Annotated in this window: 12 protein-coding genes; 6 read left to right on the top strand and 6 right to left on the bottom strand. The window is 60.3% G+C overall.

Annotation, left to right across the window (positions count from 1 at the left end; genetic code table 11):
- Positions 1–6 precede the first annotated feature (6 nt).
- Positions 7–993 (bottom strand): TRAP transporter substrate-binding protein, encoded by a 987-nt coding sequence (locus MF268_RS03500; protein ID WP_238369505.1) that lies wholly within the window; start codon positions 991–993, stop codon positions 7–9.
- A 358-nt stretch (positions 994–1,351) separates the two neighbouring features.
- Between MF268_RS03500 and MF268_RS03495 the strand changes: the two genes are divergently transcribed.
- From MF268_RS03495 to MF268_RS03480, 3 genes are all read left to right on the top strand, one after another.
- Positions 1,352–1,708 carry a COG4315 family predicted lipoprotein gene (locus tag MF268_RS03495; protein ID WP_238369504.1) on the top strand — a complete coding sequence of 119 codons (357 nt, stop codon included), beginning with the start codon at positions 1,352–1,354 and terminating at the stop codon, positions 1,706–1,708.
- 153 nt (positions 1,709–1,861) lie between these two features.
- On the top strand, positions 1,862–3,502 hold the full coding sequence (locus MF268_RS25160; protein ID WP_273544857.1) for a calcium-binding protein: 1,641 nt from the start codon (positions 1,862–1,864) through the stop codon (positions 3,500–3,502).
- A gap of 131 nt (positions 3,503–3,633) precedes the next feature.
- Positions 3,634–4,173 carry an RNA polymerase sigma factor gene (locus MF268_RS03480; RefSeq protein WP_238369503.1) on the top strand — a complete coding sequence of 180 codons (540 nt, stop codon included), beginning with the start codon at positions 3,634–3,636 and terminating at the stop codon, positions 4,171–4,173.
- 8 nt (positions 4,174–4,181) lie between these two features.
- On the opposite strand, the gene MF268_RS03475 is transcribed toward MF268_RS03480, so the two are convergent.
- Positions 4,182–4,775 carry a hypothetical protein gene (locus MF268_RS03475; protein WP_238369502.1) on the bottom strand — a complete coding sequence of 198 codons (594 nt, stop codon included), beginning with the start codon at positions 4,773–4,775 and terminating at the stop codon, positions 4,182–4,184.
- 141 nt (positions 4,776–4,916) lie between these two features.
- Here MF268_RS03475 and MF268_RS03470 point away from each other — a divergent pair, with 141 nt between their 5' ends.
- Positions 4,917–6,074 (top strand): S8 family serine peptidase, encoded by a 1,158-nt coding sequence (locus tag MF268_RS03470; RefSeq protein WP_238369501.1) that lies wholly within the window; start codon positions 4,917–4,919, stop codon positions 6,072–6,074.
- Here the strand turns inward: MF268_RS03470 and MF268_RS03465 are convergent, their stop codons facing one another.
- From MF268_RS03465 to MF268_RS03450, 4 genes are all read right to left on the bottom strand, one after another.
- Positions 6,075–8,447: a TRAP transporter permease gene (locus MF268_RS03465; protein WP_238369500.1), complete on the bottom strand. Its 2,373-nt coding sequence runs from the start codon at positions 8,445–8,447 to the stop codon at positions 6,075–6,077. It abuts the gene before it with no gap.
- A 65-nt stretch (positions 8,448–8,512) separates the two neighbouring features.
- Positions 8,513–9,565 carry a TAXI family TRAP transporter solute-binding subunit gene (locus MF268_RS03460; RefSeq protein WP_238369499.1) on the bottom strand — a complete coding sequence of 351 codons (1,053 nt, stop codon included), beginning with the start codon at positions 9,563–9,565 and terminating at the stop codon, positions 8,513–8,515.
- A 59-nt stretch (positions 9,566–9,624) separates the two neighbouring features.
- Positions 9,625–11,298, bottom strand: coding sequence for a sulfatase-like hydrolase/transferase (locus MF268_RS03455; protein ID WP_273544856.1), 1,674 nt, complete (start codon positions 11,296–11,298; stop codon positions 9,625–9,627).
- A gap of 117 nt (positions 11,299–11,415) precedes the next feature.
- Positions 11,416–12,357 (bottom strand): LysR substrate-binding domain-containing protein, encoded by a 942-nt coding sequence (locus tag MF268_RS03450; RefSeq protein ID WP_238369497.1) that lies wholly within the window; start codon positions 12,355–12,357, stop codon positions 11,416–11,418.
- Between the two features lie 368 nt (positions 12,358–12,725).
- On the opposite strand from MF268_RS03450, the gene MF268_RS03445 reads away from it, so the two are divergent.
- Together MF268_RS03445 and gap are read left to right on the top strand one after the other, a co-directional pair.
- A complete protein-coding gene (locus tag MF268_RS03445) occupies positions 12,726–17,579 on the top strand; it encodes a calcium-binding protein (RefSeq protein WP_238369496.1) in 4,854 nt (1,617 codons plus the stop codon).
- Positions 17,580–17,705: 126 nt separating this feature from the next.
- The gene (gap, locus tag MF268_RS03440) at positions 17,706–18,710 is read left to right on the top strand and encodes a type I glyceraldehyde-3-phosphate dehydrogenase (protein WP_238369495.1); all 1,005 of its coding nucleotides are present in this window, start codon (positions 17,706–17,708) and stop codon (positions 18,708–18,710) included.
- Positions 18,711–18,751: the final 41 nt, after the last annotated feature.

The raw sequence follows: 18,751 nt of genomic DNA, 5'->3' as shown, positions 1-18,751 counted from the left end.
TCTCGATTACTCGGTAGCGGCGATGCTGTCGATCAGCTCCTGGCCGTACTGGTCGTAATACCCTTCATAGGCTTCCTCGACTGATGCGCGGAACGCAGCCTTTTCGTCGGCGGAAAGCTCATTCACTTCCATTCCACGCTCTTTCAGCGTTTCGACACCGCTTTGCTCGACATCGTCGACAAAGGCGCGCATGGCGACAACCGCTTCGGTTGCGCCTTTTTCAAACGCTGCCTTGTCCTCGTCGCTCAGTCCTTCCCAGAACGGCTTGGAGACGAGCAGCATCGCCGGCGAATAGACGTGACCGGAGAGCGTCAGATACTTTTGCACTTCGTCCAGCTTGACGGAAACGATCACCGAAAGCGGATTTTCCTGTCCGTCGATGGTTCCCTGCTGAAGCGAGCTGATCACTTCGGGCCATGCCATCGGGGTCGGAGCGGCACCAAGCGCGTTGAAAGCGGCGAGGTGGACGGGGTTTTCCATCGTGCGCAGCTTCATGCCCGCGACGTCTTCGGGGGTGTGGATCGCGTTGCGGTTATTGGTGATATGGCGGAAACCCTGTTCGCCCCATGCCAGCGCAACCAGTCCTGCATCGTCGAATTTCGACAGGATGTCCTGCCCGATCGGGCCGTCCAGAACGCGGCGAGCGTGGCCGAGATCGCGGAACAGGAAGGGAATGTCGGTCACGCCCGTTTCAGGCACAAAGTTCGACAGGGTGCCCGTCGAAACGATCGTTGCCTCGACCGTACCGATCTGAAGGCCTTCGACGACTTCCCGTTCGCCACCCAGACCCGAGGAGGGAAAGTGGCGGAATGCGAATTTGCCATCTGTTTCGGCTTCGACGACTTCCTGCCATTTCTGGGCCGCGACGCCGTAATGCGATGTCGGTGCCAGGGCATAGCCGATCTTGACCTCGGTCTGCGCAAACGCAGCCGTGCCCGCGATACCAGCGAAGGCGGCTGTCAGGGCGATGGTCCGAAATTTGAAGAAACTCATGTGTACTCCTCCGGTTAACACGTTGCCCTTATGTCCTACCATGCGGGGAGAACCAAGAGGCGATCAACGGTAATTTCAGGGGATCGATCAGTTCTGCGAGAGGCAGAAGAGACAGTGCAATCGGGCGCTCTTGAATTGCATTGGATTGGCACGCCGAACGCTTTCCGGTGTCATGCCAATCAATAAAACAACGCTTGCGCGAGCCGACTACAACGCGGGCGACAACGCTTGGTACAACGCATGGTAAAGATCAGTCGCCCCGCATCCGGTAGGACGGCGAAATTGGATGAGACCTCCTTGATGCCAGCAGATGCCAGAAACCGGTCGAGGACCGGTCACGTGATCTAGGAGTTCAATAATGTTCAAGGTTTTCACTTCGGGCGCGCTTTTCGTTTTGCTCGCCCAGACTTCTCTTGCGGCCCCGGCTATGTCCGAAGCGGATGTGCTTGTCGATGACAGCGGCATGACCGTCTATACCTTCGACAAGGATACGAACGGCACCAGCAATTGCTACGACGGTTGCGCCGCTAGTTGGCCGCCGGTTGTCGCCAAGGACGGGTCAGAAGCCAGCGATGACTTTACCATCGTCAACCGCCGCGATGGCTCGGCCCAATGGGCCTACAAGGGTATGCCGCTTTACACATGGGCGGGCGATGCCAAGCCCGGTGACATGACCGGCGACGGTGTCGGCGGCGTCTGGCACGTGGTCAAGTGATTGACAGGGCGCGCCCATGTCGCGGCGCGCCCGCTCTTTCAGGCAAATGATTTTCATCCGGCAAAGTTTTTTTGAACCAAAGGTCTGACCCAAACGACCGAGGATTAGCGACGTCAGAAAGGCGTAGTGCAGCCTCGAAATGGAGATTTAGAGATGACCGATTTTAATGTGACAAATCCCGAAGGCGCCACCGACGGTGACGATCTGATCCTCGGCAACGAACTGCCCGAAGCCATCTACGCGCTCGAAGGGGATGACCTCGTTCTGGCCGGTGGCGGCGATGACAAGTTGAGTGGCGGCGAAGGCGAAGACACGCTGCTTGGCGAAGAGGGCGATGATGTCCTGATCGGTGACCGGGGCAACGACACCATGGCAGGCGGCGCTGGCGATGACCGGATGATCTGGAACAATGGCGACGGCTCCGACATCATGGAAGGCGGCGAAGGCTATGACACCGCCGAAGCCAATGGGGCGGATACCGCAGCCGACGAATTCGAAATCACCGCAGGCGAAGACGGCCGCGTCAGCTTTGAACGTGTGAACTTTGGGCCGTTCTCTTTGGATATCGGCACCACCGAGGTAATGAAAGTCAACGGCGGCGGTGGAGACGACATCATCACCGGTGGCGAAGGCCTTGCCGATTTGATCAAGCTCGAATTGAACGGCGGCGCAGGCAATGACAGGATCATCGGCGGCGACGGCGACGACGTGCTTGATGGCGGTGACGGCAATGACGTTCTGGTCGGCTTCCGTGGCAATGACACCATGCTTGGCGGCGCCGGTCGCGACACGATGGTCTGGAACAACGGCGATGGTTCGGACATCATGGATGGTGGCAATGGCAAGGACAAAGCCGTGGTCAACGGTTCCGATGGCGGTGGCGATGTTTTTGAGATCAGGGCCGGCGAAGACGGCACGGTTGATTTCGCACGTACCAATTTCGGCCAGTTCACCCTCGATATCTCGAACACTGAAAAACTGGTAGTGCGCGGTCAGGGTGGCGATGACGTCATCACCGGCGGCGAAGGGCTTCAGGACCTCATCGACCTGAAACTCTTTGGCGGCTCCGGGAATGATCAGATCACCGGCGGCGATGGCAATGACGTGCTGAAAGGCAATGGCGGCAATGACGTTCTTGTCGGCTTCAAGGGTGCCGATGTCATGAAGGGCGGCGGTGGCCGTGACACCATGATCTGGAACAACGGCGACGGCTCGGACATCATGAACGGTGGTAGTGGCAAGGACACCGCCGTCGTCAACGGCTCGGGCATCGACGATATTTTTGAGCTCTCCGGTGATGGCAAGTCCTTTGACTTCGCCCGCAACAATTTCGGTCAGTTCACGCTCGATATCTCCAAGACCGAAAAGATCGAGATCAACGGCGGTGCCGGTAACGACACCATCACCGCAACCGAGGACCTGTGGGAAAAGGCCAGGCTGTACCTCGACGGTGGCGAGGGCGACGACATCATCACGGGCGGAAACACCAATGACCGTCTGGTTGGCGGCTCAGGCAATGACGTCCTGAACGGCGGCAGCGGTGAAGATGCCCTGATCGGTGGCGAAGGCGAAGATGTCTTTGTCTTCAGCGCGGGTATCAACCGCGTCACGGATTTCGAACAAAGCGTCGATAACGTCCAGATCGGCGGGGATGCGGCGAACTTCGCGGAACTTCAGGAACACCTGAGTCAGGTTGGCGACGATGTCGTGTTCGAACTGGATAGCGGCACGATGATCTTCGAAAACCAGAGCCTCGATCATTTCGGCGCGGATGATTTCAGCTTCCTCGCCTGATAGAGAGCCCCCTGTCGCCCCAAAGATTTCGGGGCGACGCAGATCCCGCCGGCATGCTATGCCGACGGGGTCATTTTCGTTAATGGGTGGTTGCGCTTGTGACGCGAAACCCAGACCTGCGGGAGATTCCGGTGACAGATGTAGACCTGGTGGCGCGGATCGGTCGCGGAGACAGGATCGCAATGAAGGACCTCTATGAACGGCATCAGGCCGGGCTGTATCACTTTGTCCGCATGAAGCTGGGTGATGCGTTCGAGGCGTCGGACGTGATGCAGGACGCCTTTATGGAGGTCTGGCGCCGCGCCGACCGTTTCAAAGGCCAGTCATCGGTCAAGACCTGGATCTATGGCATTGCGCGCAACAAGGCGGTGGACCGGATCCGCCGGTCGACCCGTACGACCCTGCGCGAAACGCCGGATGATACCTTGCCGGATGAAACCCCCTCAGCGCTGGCGGTAATCGAGGCGACCAGCGATGCAGCGCGGCTGCGTGCCTGTCTGGAAAAGCTGACGGCGGCGCAGAAATCTGTGGTTCGGCTGACGTTCTTCGAGGACCTGACCTATCCCGAGGCCGCCGAAGTCGAAGGCGTGCCGGTCGGGACCGTCAAGACCCGTATCCACCACGCAAAAAAGCTCCTGATGCACTGCCTTACGAAAGGCGAAACATCATGAGGTCGAACTCAGTCTGCCTGTGTGCTCTCGACGATCCCGGCGCTTTGCGAAAACCGCTCGGTCGCGGCATCACGGGCGGCTTCATCCGCGAACCCGATACGCCACAGCCCCAGCGCGCTGGGCCCGCTGATGATCTGGCCGCCGGTCTCGACGAGCAGGGCGCGAATCTGGGCCTCGGTCGCGCTTGCGGTAAAGGCCACGGTCAGGGCAGGGCCATCCGCCGTGTTTCCGGTTGCGGTTTCGTATCGCGCGTCGCCGCCCGGCATCACCAGCGGCGCGGCCACGAACTGCCACAGCGCAATCGCCGCCACCGCACTGGCCGCGGCGATCTGCCAGACCGGGCGCGTCGACGCTATGGGCGCGGTTTTGCCCTCGGCGTCGATCTGGCGTTCCAGCCGTGCCCATCCCAGCGGGCCGGGCGCGTTCTCCTGCGTGGCCTCGCCAAGAACACGCCGGGCCGCCTGCATCAGGGCGATATCGGCCGCAAGTTCATCATCCGCCTTGGCCGCCGCTTCGATTTCCTGCGTCTGCTCCGCAGAGCTGCGCCCCGCAATATAGTCGAGCAGGTCTTCGTCGCTGGGTCTCGGCTGATGCGTGGCCATTGGCTGTGTCCTTGTCTGAGCAGGGGCGAAACCGCCGCCCTTGTTCCTTGGTCGCATAATAGGCCAGATCGGTTCATCTGCGAGGGCAAAAAAATTCCGATTATGTGAAATGCTTCACTGATTTCAGCAAAGGATTGAGATATGATCCGTTCTTCCCTTTTTACTTTCTCCCTTTTTCTGGCCGCCCCGGTCATTGCGCAAACCTTCGTTCTAGACCCTCCCGCGCCCGAATTCATCGCGGCGGATGCAGGAGATCTTTACAACACGACAACCCTTGTGGTTCTGGCCGGTGACGCCGCAACGGCGGACCGCCTGATCGCGGCGACTCCGGCCTATGAGCTGCTCAGCCGCGAAAACCTGACCGGCATCGGTGAGGAAATGCTGGTTTTTCGCCTGCCCGAAGGTGTCACCGGCAAAGAGGCGATTGGAGAAATGGAAACGCTCGAGCCGGGGGTCACGGCAGGCGTCAACCATGCCTACCGGGCGCCGCCGCCCGCCGAACTGCCGACGGGTCGTGAATATGCAAACGGGCTGATCGGCTGGCCGCAGCAGGGCTGCGCCGCGCAGGTGCCGGTCGGGATCATCGATACCGACATTGCCGCCGATGAGGCAGGGCTCGCCCTCGCGAATATCACGCGCAAGCAATTCGTGAGTGACGGCGGGGACAGCGGTCACGGCACCGCCATCGCTGAACTGATTGGGGGTCCGGGGCGATTGACGGACGCCAATATCTTCCACGCGTCGGTCGTCGGGCGGGTGGACGGGAAATCACCCGCTGCCGGTGTTGATACGCTGGTTCGGGCCATCGACTGGCTCCGTTCCAATGACGTGCGTCTTGTGAACGTGAGCCTTGCTGGTCCCTATAACAAGATCCTCGACCGTGCTCTGCAGGCTGCCGCCACGCGCGGGATGGTTATTGTCGCCGCCGCTGGCAATACAGGGCGTGAAGGGCCGCCGCGCTATCCGGCAGCGTTCAAGCAGACCATCGCGGTAACGGCGGTCGATGCGGCGCTGAAACCGTATGAAAAGGCCCCCGAAGGCGGGCATATCGATATCGCGGCACCGGGTGTCGACGTCTTTGTGCCGCAGGGCGAGGGCAAGTACCTGTCTGGCACTTCGATTGCCGCGCCCTTCGTGACATCCATCATCGCCGCCGACCCGGTCGCCTCGGGGCTCGGGGATGCGGCCGAACTACGCGACTGGCTCAGCGACGGCGCGCGTGATCTCGGGGTTTCCGGCCCCGATCCGGTGTTTGGCACGGGGCTGGCCCAGCCGGGAAGCGCCTGCCGGAAAATGTGATCAGACCTCTTTTGCGCTGACCGCCCCATGTTCCTCGCCGCGTCCGGGCGCAGCCGCGTTCCAGCGGTGCCAGACCAGAACCAGAAGCGTGAGAGCGATGCCAGCCCCGCTGAACAAGGGGTCTTTCTGGATCACCATTAGGGCCAAAGCCAAGCGGAGAAGGGCCTCGCCCCGGCTGATCCCCCGCGTCTCGAACCGAGCGAGAACGGTGGCCAGCAGATAGAGCGCGATAGCGATCTTTAGCGATATCCATGCAAGGTGAACGGGATGTACCTGACCGTCGAGCCCGTCGAGATACCGTGACGCGCCCGAGATCGGGTTGAGCTGCGCTGCCTCGATCAGCAAAAGCTCGGGGTAGAAGGCAAAGATGAAGGGGATGACAAAGATGACCACCCCGGCCTTAACCGCCGCAAAACCGGTGCGCAGCGGATCCGCCCCGGTGATGGATGACGCGGCAAAGGCGGCGACGGCAACAGGCGGGGTGATGGCCGAGGCCACGGCAAAATAGAAGATGAACATGTTGGCGGTGAAATCCGCGATGCCCAACCCCACCAGCATCGGCCCCATCAACAGCGCCACGTTGATGTAAGCGGGGACAGTGGGCATGCCCATGCCAAGGATGATCGCCATCACCATCGTCGCGAAAAGCGCGACGAACAGGAACAGCGGGCTGTCCCCGATGATGCCGCCGGAGCTGCGCAGCCAGCCAAGAATGTCGACCGCTATGTAGTTGGAAAGGCCGGTGAAATTCAGGCAGAAGTCGATCACCGAGACGGCAAGGAACATCAGGTAGAGGCGGCTGACCAAGATACCCGCGTCGGCCAGCGCCGAGACGATCTGACCCGGCGCGCGGCGAATTTCGCGGTCGAGAAAGAACAGGATCAGAAGCAGGGCGGCGGCCCACCATCCCGCCGAGCCCGCGTCGCCTGCGGAATTCTGGATCAGCTCGAGCAGCCAAGGCAGGTTTTCCGCCCGGCAGCCGTTTTCGGTGATGATCTTCGTCACGCCCCAGAGGGCCGAGAAGGGGCCGCAGCCCACGGCCTCTTTCGGGGTCAGGAGAAGGGCGAGGATCAGCATGATCGGCAGGAAGATCATCAGCAGGTGAATGGTGTCTTCACGTGTGAGGCGCATGTCGTCGGTGGCCTCGCCCACAGCTTCAATCCCTTGTTTTCGCGCTTGAAATACGACCGTCAGGAACAGGCAGCCGAAATAGGCAAGGGCGGGGAGGGAGGCCGCGATGATAACCTCCCGATAGGGCACGATGGTCATGGCCGAGAGCACGAAGGCCGCGACGCCCATCACCGGCGGCATGATCTGCCCGCCGGATGAGGCCGCCGCCTCGATCCCGCCTGCAAAGGTACGATTGAACCCGCGCCGCAGCATCATCGGAATGGTGAGAACGCCGGTCGAGAGCACGTTCACGACCGGACCGCCGGAGATGGTGCCAAAGAGGGCCGAGCTGACAATGGCCGCATGGGCGGGACCGCCGCGCAGGCGACGGGTCCAGAGAAAGGCGATTTTGATCAGCGACCGCCCCCCGGCGGAGACGCCAAAGAGAGAGCCCAGCACGATATAGGGAAAGACCGTGTTCATCAGGATGCCCATGAACCGGCCAAGCAGGCCTTGGGCATTGTTCACTAGGATGTCCTGCATGTTCGGGCGGCCGTCGATCAGCTGGCGCGGCTCGCCGCCCAGCTTGGTGACGAGGTACTTGTTGATGTCGTCCGCGCCGAGGAAATACCAAACCATAACCGTAATCAGCGTATAGCTGGCAATCAGGATGGCCACGGCCACCAGCGGAAAGCCCCAGACCTTGACGTTATAGCCCAGAAAGACACCGATGGCGCAGGCCATGAGCGGGAAGATCCAGATCCCCAGCGTGTTGATGCAGCTTGGATCGTCGACCGAGTTCGGGGGCGGCAGGCCCATCGTCTCGGCGAACTCGATTTCCTCTTGGAGTGCGCGGGCGATCAGCTCGGCGCGCTCGCCGGTGAACTGGTCGATCAGGCAGACCGAGTCTATTTCGATGAGATAGGCGAGGGCGACCAGAATAGCCGTCACCACCAGTGCAGCATCCATGCACAAACCGTACACCACCTGTACATCGGACTTGCCATTTTCGCGGAAATTGCGGGCAAAAGAGTTCTCGATGGCGACGATGGTCATCATCACCACGAAGACGATGGGAAAGAGGTATTCGTAGGGAAACCGCCGGATTGCCACGCCATCGCCAAAGGTGGCGGTGACCCAGCCGTCAAGGCCGGGAAAGGCGGGCATTGTGTTCAGCAGCCCGGTAAGCACCAGCAGGAACCCGAGCAGAAAGGCGAATTTGCGCAGGCCGGTGCGTCGGGGGGAAAGCAGCTCGGATGACATGGGCGGGCTCCTTGCCGAAACGGGTATGTGCCGGGCGGGGATGCCGCCCGGTCGGGGGCTGATGCCTACTTGGCGCAGTCGGGCACGGTCACGCCGGCCTCTTCCCATGCGGCGATTGCGCCGGGGTGATACTTGACCGGGTTGATGCCGCAAAAGCCGGACAGCTTGGGATCAAGGATGCCGACGCCGACGTTTTTCATGTAGGCGGTCTTTTCTTTCAACTGCGGAATGGTGCGGATGTATTCGGCGGTCAGCGCCTTGGCCATGTCGTCGGACATGTCCTTGTGCACGACATCGGCAAAGGCCGTGCCCAACCCGCGAAAGGAGTTGTCCTCGGACTGGAGGCGGATGCCCTTGCCATCCTCATAGCCCATCTCATCCCAGCCGATCACGATTGGCACGTTGCCCGGTGCGTTGAAGATTTTTTGATAGGCGTCGCTTTCGAACACATCCTTGGGCGTGGAGACCATCACCACGTTCCCCGCCGCCTGCATCGTGACTGCGCGGGCCGAGGGGAAGGTGAGCGGAAAGACAAACGCATCCATCGAGCCATCGACCAGCAGGGTCGGCAATTGCCCCCAGTTCGCCTGATGGCCGGTGTAATCCTCGCCATCCTTGAGCCCGGCGGCCAAGAAGATCGCCTGCCGCGCGTTGACCAGCGCGGCGCCGCGCGGCGGGCCGTTCCAGACGTTCTTGCCCTTGAGCTTGTCCCAGCTGTCGATGCCTTCGCTTTCCAATGCGATCAGCCCGTAAGCCCCGGCGTTGTAGGGGTAAAGCGCGCGCAGGTTGGCGGCCTTTTCGGCCCCCGCCTCGCCCAGTTTGGAATAGGGGCCGCGCCCCTTGGACATCAGGAAGCCAAGGATCAGCGGCATGGCGGAAATGTCGGTGCGTCCCTCGGCAACGTTCAGCACCGAATTGGTTAGCGTCTGGCCGTCCTGCACCTGAAGATCCGCGATCCCGGCGGCGCTGGCGACTTCGGCCAGGTGCAGGATCGAGGCATGCGGGCTGTTGCCCGGGCTTGAGGTTTCGGCGGTCAGGTTGCTTTGGGCATGGGCGGCGGAGACCGCGAGCACGCCGGACAGGCCAAGCGCGGCCAGCCCTCTGGTCAGTTTCGTCATTTTTTCCTCCCTCATGAGATAGGCGTCAACGACCGCTCCCCACGGTCTTGTGTCGTGTCCTATGGGCTTTTCGGCCCGCTCTTCATATCCGGCGCTTTGCGGCCCCGGTATTTCGTGGTCAGTTCCAGCGGGGTGTCATTTTCGTCATAGACGCCGATAACCACGCCGCGTCGGCGCGTCTTGGTGCGCATTTCGATCAGCTGCTCTTCGCTGCGGGTGGTGCGCTGCGACTGGCGGCGCGTCCACGCGAAGAGCTTATCATACATGGTGGCAATGACCTCGGCATGATCCTCGCTGTCGCCGAGATCGGTCAGCTCATCGGGGTCTTTTTCGAGGTCGAAGAGCATTGGGCGATGGCCGCCTTCGAAATGGATGAGCTTCCATTTCTTGTTGGCGACCATGAACATCACCGCATCGCGCACGCCGATATTGTTCAGATGCGCGATGGGCGTGGCCGAGAAATCGTATTCGCAGATCACGTAATCGCGCAGCGTGTCATCGCTGGTGCCGTGCAGGATCGGCAGGAGGCTTTCGCCTTCGAGGATGTGCATGGCTGGTTTTTCGCCGGTGACATCGACGAATGTCGGAGCGAGGTCGATACATTCGACCAGCGCATCGCAGGTGGTGCCGCGAGTGGCATCTGCCTCATCAGAGGGGTCGTAGATGATCAGGGGCACGCGGGTCGAGCTGTCATGGAAAAAGGTCTTTTCTCCCATCCAGTGATCGCCAAGGAAATCGCCATGATCCGAGGTGAGCACGATCATCGTGTCCTCCATGCGGCCGGATTGCTTCATCCATTCCAGCAAGCGACCCATCTGATCGTCGGCCTGCTTGATAAGTCCCATGTAGGCGGGGATCACCGCCTCGCGCACGTCCTGCCGCGAAAAAGTCTCGCCGACTTTCGAGTCCATGAAGGCCTTGAAGATCGGATGGGCATTTTGGCGTTCCGCATCCGAGCGCACGACGGGGCGGATATGTTCAGGGCCATACATGCTCGCATAGGGTTCGGGGACGATATAGGGCCAGTGCGGTTTGATATAGGACAGGTGGCAGCACCATGGCTTGTCGCGATCGGTCATGAATTCGATCCCGCGCCCGGTGAGATAGGGGGTTTCGCTGTCCTCCTCGGCGATATTGGCGGGTTCGGGGGAGTTCTTCAGGAACCAGCCCGAAAGCACGTTACCATCCGCGTCCAGCCCGGAATTCGCGAAGTCATGCCAAGGGTTGTCGCTTTCATAGCCCTTGGCAGTGAGCCACTTGTTGTACTCTTTTGCACCGTCGGGATCGTATGACCCGTCGGGCCCCTCGGGCAACATACCATCGTCGCGTTCAAAGACGTCGAAACCGCATTCCGCGACCCTTGCGCCAATGATGCTGTCGGGGGCGAGGCCAAGCCTTGCCATGCCTTCTTCGTCCGCGCGCATATGGGTCTTGCCGACCAGCCAGCAATCCATGCCCGCCTTGCGCAGATGGTCGCCCATCGTCATCTCGCCGACTTTCAGCGGGATGCCATTCCAGCTTGCGCCATGCGAGTGCACATAGCGCCCGGTATAGGTGGACATGCGAGAGCTGCCGCAGATCGGCGACTGGATATAGGCGCGGGTAAAGCGCACTCCGCGTGAGGCCAGCCAGTCGATATTGGGCGTGTGAAGATGTTCATGGCCATAGCAGCTCAGGTAATCCCACCGGAGCTGATCGAACATGATGAAAAGTATGTTTTTTGCTTTTGCCAAGCTGCTCTGCGCCGGCGCGGTTCATCTTGCCCGATAGGCAATGGTTGAACGCGCCGGTCCTCCCTCCGCTGCGATTCCCTGTTCAATCTACGGAAGGGAGGGGCTTTTGCGAAATAATCATTTGGTTTTTGGTATATCGGTTTCGTTATGCAGTTGATCGCGAACTTCTTCGCGGATCGACGCGATCAGGAGCTGCGCAGGGGATGAAAGCTGTCGGCCCGCCGGGGTGGTGATGCCGACCGATCCTTCGAGTTCACCGCGCGCAAAGTCGAGCCGGACCACGCTGCCGTCGTGCAGCTCGCGCCGCATTGCGCCGAGCGGCTGGAAGACGATCGCATTGCTCTGAGCGAGATAGGCGCGGGCGAATTCGAAGGAAATCGTCTCGATCAGGTTGCTGAAGCGGCTGATTCCTTCGGCAATTATAAAGCGGTCGATTTCCTCTCGGATGATGGTTTCGGCGTTGGGCAGGATGACCTCATGCCGGTCAATATCCTGTATTGTCAGGGATTTGCTGGTGGCAAGCGGGTGGCCTTCGCGCACGAAAAAGCAGAGCGGTTCAGAGAAGAGATGCTCGAAATGCATCCCCTCCATATGCTTGGCGGCCAGCAACCGGCCAAAGCCGAAATCCACGTCACCCCGGGCGAGATATTGTTGCAAGCCCCCGCCGGTGTTCGGGAGAAAGCGCAGATCGACCTCGGGGTGAAGTTCCTTGAAGCGGCGCACCGCGCCGGGCATCACCACGCGCACCACATTGGGCAGCACATAGGCGGTGACGCGTTTTTCCGACATGCGCTGCTGCAATGCTTCGACGCCCCGGTCAAGCTGGCTCATACCGTTGGCGACATAGGCAAAGAGCGTTTTGCCGGCGGCGTTCAGGGATAGTCCGGTGGGGGTACGGTCGAAAAGCACCATGCCCATTTCATCCTCGAATTCGCGGATCGAGCGCGAGACGCTCGGCTGAACCGTCGCGAGCGCATTGGCCGCGCCCGTCACTGTGCCGTGCTGCGCGACCGCGAGGAAACAGCGCAAGTGGCGCATTCTTATTCGGTTCGTTGTCATGTGAGGGCCTTTCGGGGGCTGGGCGGCAGTCTTTTCGTTATAGCCTTTCGGCCCCTCTGCAAGAGCGTACCGGGCGTGCAGGCCGGGATTTCAGCAGTTTTGAGCAAAAAATTGTTTGCATGCGGAGCGACTGTGATACGTTTCACAGACCCTTGTCCCTTAGCCTTCTAAACAGGCGCCATATTTCGGCATGCTGCGAGGTTTTTGAGCCCGGGCCGAAGTCGTTTGTGACCGCCGCATGTCGGAATATTAGGGGGCTAATATCGTCGCGGTCCATGGTGAATTTTCCCGGCGTCCAATTGTATCGAATTCGCAATTTTCTGCATTTCCAGTCGCGGTTTTAGCGCATTTTATCGAGGAATATTACCATGGGCACCCAGCTTGATCTCTATCTGAAGAACTCTGCCGCGCATCTGGACAGGCTCGATACGCTGGGGACCGCAACCAAATACCTTGATCGCGGTATGACGGTGGGATCGACGGTCGCGGGGCATTACAAGAAGACCGAGAAGTCAGTCGAATACACAAAGAACTCAATCTATTACATCGACAAAGTGCTGACGGTTGTCGGATTTATCTCTCCGCTGAAAACGCCGACCAAGGCCTTGCAGCGCGTTCTTGACCGGGTCGAAAAGCCGGTCAAGGAAGTCGACAAGAAAATGGATGCGATCAGCGAGAAAGAAGATACGTCCGACCTTACGCCGGGCGGAAACAAGAAGCTTTACGAGAATGTCGAGACGGGCCTGAAAGACGCCTCGGTTGTTGTAAAGGCTGCCCGCGACAGCATCACCTTGCAGACGCGGCAGGTGGAAATCGCGATGGAGGCGCTGAATAACTTCAAGGTTGCGCTGGCGGTTGCGACGGTTACCGACAACGTCGCGTGGAAGGGTGAGTTCACCGCGCTGAACACGGCGGTCGAAAAACAATTGCAGGCGCGCAATGAGCTGATCGCAGGTCTGAAAACCGTATTCGACGACATGATGGCGGAGATCGACGATTTTGTCGCGATTTTCGAGGATATCAATTTTGAAAAGATCCTTGGCCAGTTCATTGACATGGAAGCGATCTACAAGGCCCTGGAGGTGCTCAAGAAACCGCTGGATGCGGCGGCCGTTCTGATCGACCCGATCATGCCGCTCTTGAATGCGGTCGACGCGCTGGTGGGGCTGATCGTCGATCCGGTCATCGATTTTATCATGGAGACCCTGAAGCTCGACACGGTGCTGGACAAGGCGCAGGAGCTGTTCGATGCCTTGATCCCGTCCTTTGACCTGCTGGAAAAGATGGACAGCCTGCTCCAGCCGTTGAAGGACTTCCTGCTGGAATATGCGATAGACGCGCTGGGGGCGATCCCCTTCCTCGACGTGGCCGAGAACGCGTTTTTCGGCGATGTGGTCGGCACGCCCGACAAGGGTCCGACGGGTTGGGGTAATGATGTCGCAAATCTGCTGGAAGGCGATGACGGCGACGATATTCTCGACGCGCTGGGTGACCGGGATGAGATATTCGGCCATGGCGGCAATGACATCCTGATTGCCGGGGCCGGTTCGGACATTCTGAACGGCGGCACGGGCAATGACATGTTCTATTTCGCGGCGAGCTTCACCGAATACGAGCTGTCGCGTGATCCTGACAGCGGCACTATCATCGTCAGCCACGTAAAGCCCTCGGATGCGGAAAACAGCACCGGCGTGGACGAACTGGTTGCGATGGATGACGGGGATCACGTTGTTTTCACGGACATTTCCTTTACCGGCAAGCAGCTGAAGGAAGCGATTATCGGCGGGTCGACCTTGGACGGTGATGACAAGGACAATCTGATGTTCCTCAATTCCGATGGCACGCCGGTCAACGGGTTGAACGTAGCGAACGGGTTCGGTGGCGATGACCAGATTTTCGGGTCGACCGAAGATGATCAGTTGAACGGTGGCGATGGCGATGATCTGCTGCTGCCCGGTCTTGGCGATGACCAGGCCAATGGCGGCGCGGGCAGCGATACCTTTCAGGTGCTGGCGGGGGCAAACCGCGAGATGGTGGTCAGCCTGCTGGCTGGCACCGCTTTCGGGCAGGGGAACGATACGCTGACCTCAATCGAGAACGTGATCGTGACCGCCGGTCAGAATCACGAGGTCGAAGGCAACGATGACGCCAACGCAATCTATACCGGCGACGGGATCGACGTGATCTCGGGCCGGGGTGGAGATGACATGATCGATGCGGGCGGCGAGGACGACTACATCGTCGGCGGCGCCGGTCGTGACGTGATCATGGCGGGCGGCGGCAATATCGACGTGATGATTTCGGGCAGCGCGGCAAAGGCCGGGGTCAGCGATCTGTACCTTGGGGGGAACGGCTATGACGTGGTGTCCTACACGAGCAGCTCCAACACCATCAAGTTCGACGTCAGCGATCAGAGTGACGACCCGCGCATCCTTCAGACGCTCAAGGATTACATGAGCGATATTGAGGACAGCGGCCCGGTGGAGATCCGCGCGGGCGAGCACAGGATTATCCGGATCGATGACGCGGGCAAGGAAATCACGAGCGATTACACCGTCGAGGTCGAGGGGTTCATGGGCTCGGACGAGGACGATGTGCTTTACGGCGATCCGGGCGCGCGGATGCTGCACGGGGCCGGGGGCAATGACACGATCCATACCGGCGGGACGCAGAATATCTATGGCGGCGACGATGACGACCTTATCCTCGTGGAGAATGTCGAGGGCGGCTCGACCGCGCTTCAGGTCTATGGCGGGGGCGGCTCTGACACCATGTCGCTGGACGCGGTGGGCGAGGCGCGCTGGTTCTACAAGGTGGAAAGCGCCATCGCGCTGACGCTCAAGGCGTTCAGCACCTCGGTCGAGGGTGATGACCTGCGAAACACGGGCAACGCGTTCTTCTCGATCAAGCCTTACAGTGTCGAAACCATCTCGCTTGGGAATTTCGCGGACCATGCGATTTACGCGCCGGGCGGAGGCCAGACTGCCTATTTCGATCTGATGGGCGGGGATGATCGGTTCGACGGGGAAAACGGCTTTGCCGATGTATCGGCGGGTGATGGCAATGATGTGGGGAATTTCCGCAAGGGCGGCGGAGTTTTCCGCGGCATGGCCGGGGAGGATTACGCGATCTTTGGGGATTCCTCGAAAGAAAACCGTGCCTTCATGGGAGCGGATAGCGATTTCCTTCAGATCCTTCGGTTCAGGGGCCATGCGGACGGGGGAGGTGGTTATGACCGGATTTCCTTCGATCCGAGTTTCCAGTCCTATATCGTTGCCGATCTTGGGGCCGGGACGGTCAACTCTTTCAAAGGCGTCGTGACGAATAATTCCGACCAGGTGGGCATGACTCTGGAGAATTTCGAAGAGGTGATCGCGACGGATTACAATGACGCGATCACCGGCAGCGAGCGTGACGAGCAGTTGATCGGGCGCGGCGGCGCAGATGATATGGACGGGGCTGGCGGCAACGACAAGATCTATGGCGGCACCGGCAATGACGCGTTGAAGGGCGGTGACGGCGACGACCTATTGCATGGTGGCGCGGGCAACGACAACCTCGATGGGGGCGGTGGTAGCGATACGGCCTCATACGCATGGGCGCGGCCGGGTGGCATGGAGGGCGAGCTGATCGCCGATGTGTTCACCGGCGTCGAAGTTAATCTGAGCGCGGGCACGGCGACGGGGGCCTTCGGGAGCGATACGCTTAAATCCATCGAGAACGTGATCGGGACCGGCGCGGATGACATTCTTCAGGGTGGCAGTGGCAACAACCTCTTGTCCGGTGGTGACGGCGACGACGAGATTTACGGCAACGATGGGGACGATGTGCTGGTCACCGGTCGGGGCAACGATCTTGCCTCTGGTGGGGCGGGGGATGACACCATCGTTGTGGGGCTTGGCAACAAGTCGCTTTTGGGTGGGGCGGATTTCGACACGCTCGACTTCGGGACGGTCGACGGTGTCGTGACTATCGATTTCGGCACCGGCACCTATGACGCGACCTTTATCGACGAGGTGCCGCGCTGGCTTGAGCGGGATCAGGACAGCGACGGGATCGAGGAAAGCGACGGCACCGAAGCGCGGATGTTCAGCGGCGTTGCGATGACTCCGCAGGACGTGCTCGAGGCGCAGGCGAGCTTTGCCAATGGTGCTGAAGATCTGGCGCGGGTGCTGCCGGGTATCAACGATGACGAGTTTGACGATTTCCAGATCGATTTCGTCAAGGTCGATCAGGGCGCCGTTGGGACGTTTTCGGGCATCGAAAAGGTGATTGGCGGGTCGAGCGGGTCCAACATCATCCTGACCGACGCGGTGAACCGTTTCGATGGGCGTGTTTCCAAGCAGGATGTGATCGACCTGACCAGCAGTTCGGTTGCGATGACCTATAATCTGCGTACCGGCGAAAATGATATCAAGCTGCTGGTCGGCGACGACGTGACGGGCATCGAGGGTCTTTGGGGTGGGTCGCAGAACGATACCTTTATCGGGGACCGCAACGCCAACATGTTCACCGGCGGAGGTGGCAACGACGTCATGAAAGGTGGCGGCAACAAGGACGAGCTTGACGGTGGTCAGGGTGCCGATGTGCTGCGCGGCGGTGGCGGCAAGGACACGGTCTTTGGACAGAAGGGCAAGGATACGCTGGTCGGCAACGGTGGCAATGACGACATGAGCGGCGGCGGCGGCAATGACACCATGAAAGGTGGCGGCGGCAATGACCGGATGGATGGTGGCAAGGGGCTTGATGTCATGCGCGGTGGCGGCGGTGACGATACCATCGCGGGCGGCAAGCAAAGCGATACGATCAAGGGTGACAAGGGTAATGACCGGATCGACGGTGACGGCGGCAAGGACGATCTGAAAGGCAACGCCGGCGATGACCGCATCAATGGCGGTGGCGGGCGCGACCGGATCGACGGCGGATCCGGCGATGACGAGATCCACGGCGGCGGAGGCCGGGATGTCATCCTCGGTGGGCGCGGCAACGATGATCTTTACGGTGACGGCGGCCCGGACCGGTTCGTCTTTGCCAAGCGCGACGGGCAAGACGTGATCCATGATTTCGAGGGCGGCGTGGACCGGATAAAGCTGCTGGGTGTATCGGCCGGGGAGGTGCGGATCACCACGCTGTCAGGTTCGACGCTGATCGAATACGGGGGCGGCGATACCATCGAGCTTGCCGATTTCACTGGTGCGATTTCCATCGACGATCTGCTTTAAGTCGCCGATTTCGCCCCTTGCGACAATTCGCGGGCACGGCAGGTTGGATTTCCGGACAGCTTCGTGCTATGGCGTCGTTAGCGCTATCAGGGCGCTTTACGCAGAGACACACGCCTGGAGGTTTAAATGTCCGTGAAACTTGCCATAAACGGATTCGGACGCATCGGCCGCTGCGTCCTGCGCGCCTGGATCGAGTCCGGGCGTGACGATGTGGAGATTGTTGCGATCAACGATCTGGCGCCGATTGAGACCAATGCACATTTGCTTCAATTCGATTCAGTGCATGGGCATCTGAATGTCGAGGTCTCGGTGCAGGGCGACCATCTGGTTGTCGATGGCCACCCGATCCGCGTCACCGCACATCGCAACCCGGCTGATCTGCCGTGGGAAGGCGTCGACGTGGCGCTCGAATGCACCGGCATTTTCAATAGCAAGGAAAAGGCCAGCGCGCATCTTGAGAACGGCAGCGCCAAGGTGCTCTGTTCGGCCCCGGCAAGCGATGCGGACAAGACCATCGTTTACGGCGTGAACCACGACACACTGACGGCGGCGGATACCATCGTGTCGAATGCCTCCTGTACGACGAACTGCCTAGCGCCGGTGGCCAAGGTGCTGGACGACGTTTTCGGGATCGAAACCGGGTATATGACCACGATCCATTCCTATACCGGTGATCAGCCGACATTGGATACAGCGCATAAGGATCTTTACCGCGCACGGGCGGCGGCGCTGAGCATGATCCCGACTTCGACCGGGGCGGCGCGGGCGGTGGGCCTTGTTCTGCCGCATCTGAAAGGCAAGCTCGATGGATCCGCGATCCGGGTGCCGACGCCGAATGTATCGGTCGTCGACCTTTGTTTCGTGCCGAGCAAGGCCGCGACTGTCGAGACGATCAACGGCGCAGTACGCGAGGCGGCGCAGAGCGGGCCTCTAAAAGGAATCCTGACGACCACGGACCTGCCGCTGGTCTCGTCGGATTTCAATCACAACCCGCATTCCTCGATCCTTGCCACGGATCAGACGAGCGTGAGCGATGGCGGGCTGGTGCGCGTGCTTAGCTGGTATGACAATGAATGGGGTTTTTCGAACCGCATGTTCGATACGGCTCTGGCGATGCATCGCGCGGCCTGACAGGCGATTCTACCGGAATCAGCCGGGCTAGATCCGGTTCA

The organism is Heliomarina baculiformis (genome assembly GCF_019966545.1).
In the GTDB taxonomy this organism is placed as follows: Bacteria; Pseudomonadota; Alphaproteobacteria; order Rhodobacterales; family Rhodobacteraceae; genus Heliomarina; species Heliomarina baculiformis.
This window is presented reverse-complemented; position numbering and strand designations above follow the sequence as displayed.